6 protein-coding genes and 1 pseudogene are annotated in these 12,389 nt (G+C 68.9%); all 7 read left to right on the forward strand.

Features of this window, described 5'->3' with window-relative positions; genetic code table 11:
* Positions 1–930: 930 nt before the first annotated feature.
* Positions 931–5,730, forward strand: a complete 4,800-nt coding sequence (locus tag ADL01_RS38160) for a ricin-type beta-trefoil lectin domain protein (protein WP_234354947.1) — start codon at positions 931–933, stop codon at positions 5,728–5,730.
* A gap of 2 nt (positions 5,731–5,732) precedes the next feature.
* On the forward strand, positions 5,733–6,440 hold the full coding sequence (locus ADL01_RS38165; protein WP_159049744.1) for a hypothetical protein: 708 nt from the start codon (positions 5,733–5,735) through the stop codon (positions 6,438–6,440).
* Between the two features lie 215 nt (positions 6,441–6,655).
* A pseudogene (locus tag ADL01_RS38170) lies at positions 6,656–7,175 on the forward strand (type I pantothenate kinase); the annotation flags it as partial.
* Positions 7,176–7,235: 60 nt separating this feature from the next.
* Positions 7,236–9,236 (forward strand): hypothetical protein, encoded by a 2,001-nt coding sequence (locus tag ADL01_RS47005; protein ID WP_234354949.1) that lies wholly within the window; start codon positions 7,236–7,238, stop codon positions 9,234–9,236.
* Between the two features lie 183 nt (positions 9,237–9,419).
* Positions 9,420–10,766 (forward strand): hypothetical protein, encoded by a 1,347-nt coding sequence (locus tag ADL01_RS38180; protein WP_053746670.1) that lies wholly within the window; start codon positions 9,420–9,422, stop codon positions 10,764–10,766.
* A 177-nt stretch (positions 10,767–10,943) separates the two neighbouring features.
* Positions 10,944–11,522, forward strand: a complete 579-nt coding sequence (locus ADL01_RS45090) for an RNase A-like domain-containing protein (RefSeq protein ID WP_053746671.1) — start codon at positions 10,944–10,946, stop codon at positions 11,520–11,522.
* Positions 11,476–12,147: a hypothetical protein gene (locus tag ADL01_RS38190; protein ID WP_053746672.1), complete on the forward strand. Its 672-nt coding sequence runs from the start codon at positions 11,476–11,478 to the stop codon at positions 12,145–12,147. Before ADL01_RS45090 ends, ADL01_RS38190 begins: the two co-directional genes overlap by 47 nt.
* The last annotated feature ends 242 nt before the right edge of the window (positions 12,148–12,389 follow it).

Genomic DNA, 12,389 nt, shown 5'->3' on the forward strand with positions numbered 1-12,389 from the left:
GAAGAGGGGCACGGGGGGCGCGTGTTGACCGCACGCGCAGCAGAGGCGGGGGTCTCACAAGTTCCTGACTTTTCCGAGACGGCAGCTACTGGTGACGCCACCGGTCGGCCTTGGCCGAGTGTTCGTTGTGCTTTCTTCCTGCCCGGACGAGACCGATCATCCGGACCGACCACTCAGGCAGGCAGCTACGTGCAAACAGCTCCAAGAAGATCGCAACGAAGCCGTCCGCGAAGAGCGTTCGCGGCCGTCGCGCTCGCGACTGCCGCCGCTCTGCTCGGCGGACCGGTGTCCGCGGCTTCCGGCGAACCGGGGGACAACCCGATCACCCTGTACAAGCGCACTCCCCGCATCAGCCTCGGAGAGCAGGCCGGCACGGACCGCTGCCAGGCAAGGCAGGCCCTGCCCTTCGGCGGGCTCGTGCTGGATTCGGTCGGGGCGGCGAAGCTCACCGGCACGAGGGAACGCTGCTCTCGGCACCACCGCGGGGCCTCTGATCTGCTCAACTCCTCTGTCCGGCAAAGCTGATCCTCCATCGACGCCTGCCACTCTCTGGGTGCCGTCCGGCCCTCAGATTCAGGCTTTTGCTCAATGTTCGGCCCATTACTTGAGTGACCGTCAGGTTCCAGGGCGCGAGGCCGCTGAGTCACGCCGGCCCTGCCGCATCCTGCGGTCGGCTCCCTGATCAGAAGAGGTACTCCATTGCGCTCCAGATCACCGTGGGTCCTCAGGCTCGGACCGCCGTCGAAGAGATCCGGCCGGTCGGCGCGGATCGCTATACCCGTCATCCTCTCCGCCGCGCTCCTCGCGGGCATCGCCACCAGTCCGGACCTCATCGGCAGATACGCAGGACAGGACGCCGTCCCGGCGAGCGACAGTCGTCCCTGGTCGGACGAAACCGCCGCCGAACAACTCCGCCAGGACCAGTGCCTGATGGCGGACGTTCTGCGTCTGGGCGGCCCCGCCATGTCCGCCACCGCGCAGAACGCGCTCAACCAGCCGGCCGACAAGCTGCACGTCCTGGCCGATCGCAAGCGCTGGCAGGACACTCCGCTCGCTGCGGCGTACGAGAGCGACCGTGCCACCGGCCTCAAGGAGAGTAGGGCGCTCAACGCGATCTACGACGGCTGGAAGAAGCCTGTGCAAGGGCTGGACATCCCCGCCGGCTTCACTGATGCAAGCTTCGAGTGGCCGCCCAACGGCTTCGACGGCAAGCCGACCTTCTACGATCAGACCGGTCTGTCCAAATGGTTCGCCGACCGCTTCTGGCAGCACGAGGAGACCTTTTACGAAGACTCCACCCCTGCCGCCGACGCGGCCACGCGTAAGGCCGTCAGCGACCTCGGCATGCCCCTGTACGACAAGGACCCTGAGCCGGGCCCGCCGTGGGACGAATGGAACCGTGCCCTCGCTGAGCAAGCTGCGTTCCGGTGGCTGAACGGGGCGTCGATCGGCCCGGCCGGTGCCGATGACGCCCGGATCTTCCTGGCCTCCGGCGGCTTCCCCCGTACCGCTCCGCAGCCGGCCGGACCCGAGTACCGCATCGCGGTCGAGGACATCAAGTCCCGCTTCGCGGCCTGTGCCTGGCGCGACCCGCTGGACCCGAACAACGTCCTGGACGACGTCACGGCCACTGCCGCGGCCGAGTGGCAGCAGGAGATCGCCTCCCAGGCCATGCGGCGCGATCAGATTCTGAAGGCCAACGACGACGCCACCAAGGCCCTCGCGGCCGGCGCGAAGAGTCTGGGCGATCTGCTCGGCCACTCCTGGGTCGCCGATCATCTGGCTCGTTGGCAGGACTTCTGGTCGGCGGGCGGCGTCGGCTACATCGGTGACGCCTCGACAACCATCGAGGTCGTCGGCAAGAAGGGCATGTGCCTTGACGCCGCGGGCGGCGGTACTGCCAATGGCGCCCCGGTTCAGATCTACACCTGCAACGGCTCCGCCGCGCAGGATTGGCGGGTCGAGGGCGACTCCACAGGCCTGCACCTGCGCAACGTCAGCTCTTTCAAGTGTGTCGAGGCCGCGAAGAACAACGCGGCGAACGGCGCCAAGATCCAGCTCTCCTTGTGCGACAGCTCCCCGGCGCAGACCTGGGAGTACAACGTTCGGGCCGCCACGCCGCTGAAGAACGTGGGCACCGGCAAGTGCCTGGATCTGAAGACGTACGACAACAGCCAGGACTCCAGGCTGTGGACGTGCTCCGGCGGCACCCCGCAGAAGCTCATGATCAAGCCGTCCGGCCACACCGGCGAGGTCCCGCCCGCCGCCCAGTTCACCAAGGCCAAGGCGGGCCTCGCGTCCACCCAGACCGCGGCGAAGAGCCAGGTCACCGCCCTCAAGACGCAGCTTGCCGCCGCGCAGAAGGCGGCCACCGCTTCGGACGCCGCCGAGCAGGCCGCGTACAGGATCGCGGACGCCAACGGTGCGCCCCGCGGCCGTGGGTTGCTGGTCGGCCAGCAGAAGGCTCAGGTCACCAAGGCGTCGGTGGCAGCGCTGACGGCGATGGTGAAGGCCGGCGAGACCGCAGAGGCCGCCACCCGCGCCTCGGTCGCCGACAGCGAGACCATCTCGCAGCGGGCGCTCGCGCAGGCCGCGCAGGCGAAGGCTGAGTTCCGTAAGAAGGCCGCGGAGACGGCCGAGTTGCAGGCCAAGGCCGCCGCCGACGCTGCGAAGATCCACCGCGACAACGCGAAGAAGGACAAGGAGACCGCGGAGGCCAAACTCGCCGTGGCCGTGAAGGCCGAGGCCGACGCCAAGGTTGCCGCCGCCGGAGCGCACGCCAAGCGCCTCGCGGCCGAGGCCGAGGAAGCGACGGCGAAGGCCGAGAAGGAGACCGCCGCTGCCAAGCAGGCGGAGGCCGACCAGCACAAGCAGAACGCGCAGGCGGAGGCCGAGAAGGCGAAGGCTGCCAAGGACAGGGCCGAAGCCTTCGAGAGGACCGCGCAGAGCAGGCGCGATGACGCGGTCACCGCACGCGACAACGCCAAGGACAAGCGGGACGACGCCTGGGACGCCGAGCAGAAAGCCGACGCCGCTCGCGCCAAGGCCGACGCGAAGGGCGCCTACGCCGATTCCCTCGACGCAGGCGACGCGGCCGACGCGGCCCGTAGCGCGGCGAACAGCGCGGACGCGGCGGCCGACAACGCCGAAGCGGCGGCACGGAACGCCCGTTCGGAGGCGGACGCCGCCACGCAGGCCGCGGCCGACGCGGACGCGGCGGCGACGCGCGCGGAGGCGGCGGCGAAGCGGGCCCGTTCGGACGCGGATGCCGCGCAGGCGTACAAGCTCAAGGCCGACGCGGCGGTGAAAACCGCCACCAGCGCCGCAGCGGACGCCATCAAGGCGTCCCAGGATGCCGCCGTCGAGGCCAAGGCCGCGGTCGAGCTCGCCGACGAGGCCGAGCAGCATGCCAAGGACGCCAGGACCGAGGCCGATGGCGCCAACAAGGAGGCTGGCAACGCGGTCGCGGCGGTGGCGAAGGCCGCGGGCTACGCCTACATCACCGCGCAGGCGGCCGTGGACGCGGGGGAGGCGGCCCGGCAGGTGGCCGACCCCGCCAACGACGCGATCCAGCTCGGCTCCCCGTACGTCGGCAAGGACTCGGCAGCAGGCTTCGTCGTGCTGTCGGGGCAGGCATCGAAGACGATCGCCGAGCAGCAGCAGGCGGTCGCCGACGTGCACGCCAAGAACGCCGCCGCCGAGGCCGACGCTGCGAAGAACATCGCCGACCAGGCCAAGGGTGACGCCAAAGCGGCCTACCAGCACGCGGCGAACGCCGCCAAGTACGCCGCCGACGCCCGCACTTACTCCAAGGAGGCCCTCGGCTACGCGGCCGAAGCCGCCAAGGCGGCCTCCCGGGCATCGGCGTCCCTGGCCCGCAGCATCGAGTACGACCGCCAGGCCACCGCCGACGCGACCGCCGCCGACAAGGCAGCTGGCAACGCAGAGGGCTACGCCAAGGACGCCCGCGATTCCGCTGACCAAGCCGCCCTCGACGCGGGAGCGGCCCGTGAGGCCGCGGCAGCGGCGGAACAGTCCGCCAGGGACGCGCGGGCCGCCGCCGACCGGGCGGACGTAGCCGCGACCGAGGCGGAACAGGCGGCGAAGGACGCGCTGAAGTACGCACGGGAGGCACAGGAGGCGGCCGACAGGGCCGAGAAGGCCGCCAAGGGCAAGCAGATCACCGACGGAACCGTTCCCGACGAGAACGGCCACTCGATCGGCAACGTCTTCCACGTCATCGACCGTATAGAGAAGGTCGGCACCCCGGAGGTCATCAAGAAGACCGACGGCTGCGACCACTGGTGGAACCACCTCGCCTACCGGGGCAACTGCACGATCACCACGAAGATCAAGTACAAGGCCGTCCTCGACCTTTACCTGTGCACCGCACAGGATCTGGACCCGCAGAAGTTCATGTGCCCCTCCAGCGCGACGAAGTACCTCGGCGAGGTCCGGACCAAGGAACTGTCCCAGGAGGTCACGCACAACATCACGATGGCCGAGTGGCAGGACGGCGTCGATCCCATCGACATCCTCTTCGGCAGCTGGATCAAGTGCGCCCAGAAGTTCAGCTCCGGTTTCGAGGGCGGCAGCTGGGGCGGATGCGCCTGGGCGTCCCTGGACGTCGCGAGCCTGTTCGCCGGCAAGATCATCCGACCCATCGCGGAAGCAGTGCGCGCCGTGGACGCCGCGTTCGTCACGGGCATCGGCATCCGGGACGCGTTCAAGGCACTCAGGTCGCTCGAAGGCGTGGACGGGGCGGCGATCGCCGCGATCGAGAGGGAGGTCGAGCTCTACGAGGAGATCGCGACCGCGTGCTCCCGGAATAGTTTCCCGGGCGACACCCAGGTCCTCATGGCAGACGGATCCCACAAGGCGATCCGCGACATACATGTCGGGGACCTGGTCCGCGCCACGGATCCGGAGACCGGCCGGCCGTCGGCGCGACCCGTGACCGACACCATGCGGCACGACACCCGGCGGCTGGTGGACATCACCGTGGCCGACGGTGTGCTCTCCAGCACGGCAGGCCACCGCTTCTTCGTCAAGGATCGCGGCTGGACGCTGGTCTCTGCTCTGCGCGTGGGCGACAGCCTGCGCACGCCGGACGGTACGTTCCGCATCATCACGGCCGTGAAGGACCGGGCCGGTCTGACACCTCGCGAGGTCTACGACCTGACGGTCGACGGCATTCACACGTTCTATGTCAGCACCGAAGGTGCCCACCCTCAGAGCGTTCTCGTCCACAACTGTGTGAACATCATCGCCGACGAGGGCATTGAAGGCGCTCACACCCTCGGCGATCACGTGAACAAGTTGGACGCCGACATGGCGGCGAAGGCGCTGGCCCCCAACAACAAGCGGGGCATCGCGACCCGATGGGCCAGCGAGGACGTCGCCGCCGAAGCCGTCGACAAGGCCATCACGCAGTGGCTGGAACACCACCCGGACCATGTGACCGAGCTGAACACCTGGCAGAACAAGATCGCCCAGAAGCTCGGGAAGGGCGGCCGCTTCGACCCTCGGACGGACCTGAAGACCATCCGATGGGAGGTGCGGGACATGTCGGTCAAACTCGGCGATAAATGGGTGCGTAACGGCACCCAAGCGGTGAAGAGTGCTGTCGACACCGACTGGGTCATCGTGCAGCTGAAGTACATCGGCAAGAAGAACGCACAGCACCCGCACGGCAAGTGGGTCGTTTACACCTCCTATCTGGAAGGGTGATCTTGACTGAGGAGAAGGATCCCGGGAACGGATACCTGGAGGACGTCTACGTGACGGACATCGGGCTGACCTGGGTCGCCTCGCGGTGGAGCCTGGTGGACATGTTCGACCGGGAGCCGGACCGCCACTCCCGCCCCGAGGACGGACCCCTCGCGGAGTGGCTCGGCTTCGCGGAACTGGCCGTCGACGAGTTCGACCGGTCCAGGGCCGTGCAGTTGGGCCAGGACGTCCAGCGGCTCCTGTGGTCGCCGCTCCCGGAGGACACGATTCGAACGGCATGGCTCGGGGCGACCCACGGCCTCTTCGATCCTGCCGAGTACGGCATCAGCGCCCGTGCCTGGCTGCAGCGCGCCGAAGAGGCATGGCTGGCCCGAGTGCGCCGGGACGATCACGCGTTCGTCCCTCCGCCGCCACAGCCGGTGCTGGACGAGGAACTGAGGCGGGCCGTCCTTCAGGTGATCCACTCGGCCGCGGAGCACCTCGGTCACGCCGCGGAGAACCCTCCGTTCGGAACTCCGGTGACCGGCCTCGTCCCCGCACTGGAGCGAGTGGTCACCGAGTCGTGCGCGGATCTCGGCTACCGGCTGTTCCTGCGCGCCATGAAGGCGTACCACGTACCGGCCGACAAGCCGAGCCTCGTCGCCCTCGGTGAGCGGTTCGGCTACCCGTATGGGGTGGTACGTGAAGGACTGAACGACCGGACCGACTGACGCTGAGGCACAGGGGCGGGCGGAGAACCGATCCGCCCGCCCCTGTGGCATGTCCGCACCCGGCCCCACGTGACGCACCCCACCCTGCCACCCGTTCAAACTCCGTTAACAACGGACTGTGATCTCTCCGGTCTCCTCGATGCCCCCGGAGCGCCCACCGGCAGCGGCCGGAGGCGACTCCCTATGTCGACCTCACCCGTGGCAAGTGGAGTGCGCTGCGCGACAAGACGCCGCTGCCCCTCGCCGCCGAGGAGGTCGAGAAGCTGCGCGGTCTGGGCGATGTCATCGACCTCGACGAGGTGCGGGACATCTACCTCCCGCTCTCCCGCCTCCTCAACCTCTACATCGGCGCCACGGACGGACTCAGGGGAGTCCTGAACACCTTTCTCGACGAACAGGGCGCCCAGACCGGCACACCGTGCGGCATAGGGGTCGCGGGCTCGGTGGCGGTGGGCAAGTCGACCGTCGCCCGTCTGCTCCAGGCACTGCTCTCCCGGCCCGAACGCCCGCGCGTCGGACTGGTGACCACCAGCGGCTTCCTGCTCCCCACGAGGAACTGACAGCCTGCGGCCTGATGTCCCGTAAGGGTTTCCCCGAGTCGTACGACCGCCGGGCCCTGACCCGCTTCGTCGCCGACATCAAGGCGGGCAAGGACGAGGCCACCGCCCCCGTCTACTCCCACCTCATCTACGACACCGTCCCCGGCGAGAGAAGCTCACGGTCCGCCGGGCGGACGCCGAGGCGAAGAAGGCCCAGACCGCGGCGATCACCGCTCGCAAGGAGGCTACGGCGGTGGTGGCCGAGGCCACCAAAACGGCCGCCTGGGCGGCGAAGACCGCCGGGTACGCCCTCGCGACGGCCCAGTACGCGCAGGGCGCCCGGGATGCCGCGACGGCGACGACCAAGGCGGCCGACGAGGCGATCACCGTCGGCTCCCCGTACCGCGAGAGCGACGCCTCGGCGGCGTACGCGGTGCTGATCGGGCAGACCTCCAAGACCCTCGCCCAGCAGCAGGCCTCCGCGGCCAAGGCCAAGTCTGACGAGGCGAAGAAGGCGGCAGCCACGGCCAAGGCGCTCGCCGACAAGGCCGCCGGCGATGCGAAGATCGCCCTCCAGGCGGCGGCCGACGCCGCGAACTACGCCGTGCAGGCGGTCAACTCCGCTGCGGCGGCCGACGCTTCCGCGGCTGCGGCGGCGACCGACGCGGCAGCCGTGAAGAAGGCTGACGCGAACGCCCAGAAGTACGACGCGCAGGCGGGCACGGACGCCCTTTACGCCAACTTCGCCGCGAACGACGCCGAGTCGGCGGCTGCCCAGGCCGACCGCGATGTTTCGGAGGCGGAGAAGAGCGCGTCGAGCGCCCGCTCTGCGGCTTCCGGGGCCGAGTCTGACGCCAATGTCGCGGATCAGGTCGCCACATACGCCGAGTCCGACGCGGTCAAGGCTGAGGAGGCGGCGTCCAACGCGGAGAACTCTGCTAAGGAGGCGGACGCCGCCGCCACCCGCGCCGAGGAGGAAGAGCGCGAGCGGGAACGGAAAGCAGCCCAGGCATTGCTGGAGGAAAACGGCTCCGGTGCCGGCGCCGACCTTACGGCCGATGACGAGTCGCTGCTCCTGGACGGCTGCGGACCGGAATGTGTCGAGGAGTTCCGGGAGGCCAGGGCGCTCACCGGGCAGGGCGTCGTGGAGTGGCTCAAGGCCAACGGCGCCGAGATCCTCCTTGAGTACATCGGCGTGAACGACATCAAGCGGTGCTTCACCGAGGGCGATGTCGAAAGCTGTCTGTGGGCCTTGGTGGACGCTGTGGGTGTGGCGATTCCCGTCCTGAAGTTCCCCAAGGTGGCAAAGGCGCTTATACGCGTCGCCACGGGGGTCACTGGCTTCCTGGAGAAGTCGGTGACGGCCAAGCGGGCGCTCGAAAAGATGCGCACCCTCATCAAGGACATCCGTGAGGGGAGGATAAAGACCTGCCCGGTGAAGCCCAAGGCACTGGCGGCACGGTCCGTCAAGGGCCAGGTCGCGGGGCTGGCCTCTGTAGCGGCTGCGGTGGGTTCGGACTACCCGGGCGTCGGTACGATCGTGAACCAGGATGGAGTGACGGTCCAGATCTACTCGAACGACCACGCACCGGCACACGCGCACGTGAAGGGCAAAGGCGAGGAAGTCCGCATCGGTCCAGCAAGCCACTGGCCGGACAAGCAGAACTGTCCAAGCGCCAACAGGCCGTGGTCACCGAGAACATCCGTACGATCAGGGAGAACGTCCGAGTCGCTATGGAAAGGTACAAGGCGCGTGGCTGCTGATCCCTCCCCGGCCTTGGCTGAGGTGCTGCGGCAGCTCGCCCAGGCTGTCGGCCGGTACGAGGCCGACGCCTCGTTCGCGGACGGTCACGAGCGCTGGTCCCTCTACCGTGTCGCGATGGACTACCCCGCCGCACTGCCGCTGCTGTTCGAGGCGGTGTCCCTGGAGACGGACGGCTCTCTGGCGTCTGGAGTCGTCGGTGAGGTGCTGGAACGCGTTCCAGGGGACGAGCGCGAGCGATGGGTACGGATCCTCCCGCCGACCGTGCGTGAGTTCTCTGCGCGCCGGGCGCGGGAACTTGGGGTCCTGGAATCGATCAAGCAGGGTGCCGTGTCGGTAGAAGCTGTCGATGATCTCATCGACAGCTGGTCCGACTGGCTTCAATTGAGAGCGGTCCGCGTGGCCGTCGACCAAAACGTCCTGCGTGTTGTCTCTCAAAGGGGCCGGACCAAGAAGATCAGGCAGGCTGCCGTCGACGCCCTCCGACAGGGCTGAGTGCTCCGTAGGAAGCGCCGAGATCGGATGGCTGTGCCTCGCCGGGCGTTTGTCCCGGCGGGGCACAGCCAGTGCGACGGCAAGACGCACAGCGTGAACGGTTGACATCCACCGCGGGTGGGTCCGTCCCTGCAACGGGACGGACCCACCCGCCGACGTCTCTCGAAGGCAGGGCAATGCACCATGGCGAGACAGCGTGAGCAGTACGGCATTCTCTACGAGGGCGACTTCGGCCTCAGCGCACTCGCCGAAAAGCTGTCCGTGACGACCGGATACCCCGACGAGACGCAGGCACTGCGCCTCGCGTCCGAAGTCGCCGCTGCCGCCGAGGGCGAGGGCGCGGTCGAGCTGGGCGTCGACGTGCGCTGCCTCCTGGACGCACCGTTGCCGGACGACATCATTCGCACAGCGTGGCTCGCTGCCGCGCGCGGGCGCTTCGATCCGGCGGCGTGCGAGTCGGGCGTCCGAGGCTGGCTGCGCCGGCTCGCCGCGCGTTGGCCGGAACTCGAGCGCAGGCAAGCCCACGGACAGTGGGATGCCCGGCCGGACATAGAGGAAGAGGAACTACGCACGGCCGTCGTCGCGGAGATCCGCGTATCGGCGGGCCCGGTCGACCAAGGCGTTGCCGAGAGCGACCACGTCGCACCGCCGTCCGGCGCCGTCGCCGGGTCGTTGGAGGCGGTCGCCCGGCAGGGTGATGGCGACCTCGGACTCCGGCTCTTCCTGCGCGTGTTGAAGGCGTACGACGTACCGGTCGACAAGGAGCAGTACGACCGTCTCATGGCCTTGGACACCGCCCTCGGCCTTCCCGGGCCGCTGGTGTACGACGGCCTGAACGTGCTGTGGCCCCCCATCGACACGGCGCGCCGCGACGCCTCGGGCGACTTCGGTCTTTCAGCGCTCACGTCGTGGTTCGAAGGGGGATGGCAGGAGAGCACCGCACGCGAACGTGTCCGGCAGGCCGCGGCCGCCGATGACAGTGCGCAGACCCCGGGCTCGGCGGCGGCACTGTTGCTCGCGGACGCAGGCCGCCTGCTCGACTCCTCTCTGCGCACCGAGACGATCAAGGTGCTGTGGCTGTCCGCCACGGGCCGGGGCTACAACATCGACCACCTCGGTACCGACGCGAAGGCCTGGCTCCGGCTGATCGAAGACGTGTGCGAAGAGCGACTGAGGGAGATCGCCCCCCAGTACCGCCATGCCGAACCGCCTGACCGGAGCGACTTCCATACCGACCTCCGGAGCGCCGTGCTACGAGCGGTCCGGGAGGCTGCACCGCTCCTGAAGGAAGCCGTCATCAGCCCGCACTGGGAGCCGATCCCCGGCGCGACCGCGTTGGCCGCCGTCGAGGAGGTCGTCACCGACGTGGATGCCGACCTCGGCTTCCGGCTCTTGCTGCGGTTGCTCGACGTGCTGTCCCCGTCTCTCACTCAGGAGCTATACAGCCATTACCAGGCGCTCGGCAGGCGGTTCGGCTACGGCCAGGACCACGTCGCCGGGAAACTGGAGCAGCTCGTACGGCAAAGCTGACCACCGGACGGGGCGGGCACTATGTGCCCCACCTGCGCCCCCGTTCGACTCGGCGTCGCCCGCCTGTCCAGGCCGGTTCCTCGTGGGCGACAACGGACAGCCAGCCCAGGTGACGCACCCCACCCACCGCCCGTTCAACTCCGTTAACAAGGGACTGTGCTCTCTCCGGTCTCCTCGATGCCCCGGAGCGCCCACCGGCAGCGGCCGGAGGCGACTCCCTACGTCGACCTCACCCGTGCCGAGTGGAGTGCGCTGCGCGACAAGACGCCGCTCCCTCTCGCCGACGAGGGGCTTGAGGGTGCGCACACCCTCAAGGACCACGTGGACCTCAAGCCCCAGGATCTTGCCGCCAAGTTGGACAAGGACGGCGTCGCGACGCAGTGGGCCAGCAAGGACATCGCCATCGCGGCGGTCAACCAGGCCCTGGCAGACTGGATCAAGCTGCCCGGCCACGCGGCCAAGCTCGAGACCTGGCGTATCGAGCAGGCCCAGCGGGTCGGCAAGGGCAAGGGCTTCGACCCGAGAAAGGACTTGCTGCCCATCCGCATGAAGGTCACCGGGCACGGCGCCTCGCTCGGTACGAAGTGGGCGAAGGGCGGCACCGCAGCAGGCGACGCCGTCGGCAACACGGTGGTGATCCAGCTGAAATTCGCCAAGGGGCATGCAAGCCCAAGACCTGGGTCGTCTACACCGCCTACCCGGAGTAAATATGACATACGAGACCGGCCTCACCTGGCTCTCCGAGCAGTGCGATGAGCTGGCGGACCTGCCTCCTGCGGAGATGGACTGCCTCATCGAGCGGGGGCCGGTCTCGGCCATGCTCCTGATCACCGAACGGTCGGTCCGGGAGCTCGGCCACCCGGCGTCCCTGCAGCTGGGCCGTGACGTACGGCGGCTACTGGACTCAGGCCTGGCGGACGACACGATCCGCACGGCCTGGGTCGGCTCAACCGACTACGCGTTCGACCCGGCCAAGCAGCAGGTCGGACGGCGGGAGTGGCTGGAGCGGATCGAATTGGCCTGGCTCGCGGCGGAATCCCACCGTGACCCCGGCTTCACCCCGCCCCCGGCCGACCCCGTGACAGACGAGTCGCTGTGCGCGGCGGTGCATAGGGCGACGGCCCCGGTGGCCGCCGTGCTGACGCGGGCGCATGAGGAAGGAGAGGTGTTCAACCCACTGCCGCTGCCCGCCCCCCTGGTACCGGCGCTGGAGCAGGTGATCACCGGGGCGTGCGCCGACCTCGGTTTCCGGCTCTTCCTGCGCGCGGTCAAACGTCACGCGCTGCCGTTGGACGGCCCGTCCCGGGCAGCGCTGGTGGCACTCGGCGAACGTCTTGGCTACCCGGAGGGTGCAGTCGACCAGGGCCTTCAGGGGGACTGACGTTACGAGGGGCGGCAGGGACGCACGTCCCGCCACCCCTCGTAAGTCAGTCCCCGCGCGACGGACGCCCCGGCATCTCACCCGCTCAGCCGGCCACCGTCTGTGTGCTGCAAGGTGAGGTGGGCGAGGTGGAAAGCGGCGCCCGTAACCACCTCCGCTTCACCTCCTCTCCTCACCCGCCCGCCCCCGCAAACTCCCGAGCCCCCTGCCAACGCAACACAGCCCACATCCGCGTCCCACCC

Origin of the sequence: Streptomyces sp. NRRL WC-3618 (assembly GCF_001280005.1) — a bacterium.
Lineage (GTDB): Bacteria > Actinomycetota > Actinomycetes > Streptomycetales > Streptomycetaceae > Streptomyces.

Excerpts from the sequence above, each read along its gene's own strand:
- ADL01_RS38160 (WP_234354947.1), top strand. The coding sequence starts at position 931 with ATGGCGGACGTTCTGCGTCTGGGCGGCCCCGCCATGTCCGCCACCGCG.
- ADL01_RS38180 (WP_053746670.1), top strand. The coding sequence starts at position 9,420 with ATGGCGAGACAGCGTGAGCAGTACGGCATTCTCTACGAGGGCGACTTC.
- ADL01_RS45090 (WP_053746671.1), top strand. The coding sequence starts at position 10,944 with ATGCCCCGGAGCGCCCACCGGCAGCGGCCGGAGGCGACTCCCTACGTC.
- ADL01_RS38190 (WP_053746672.1), top strand. The coding sequence starts at position 11,476 with ATGACATACGAGACCGGCCTCACCTGGCTCTCCGAGCAGTGCGATGAG.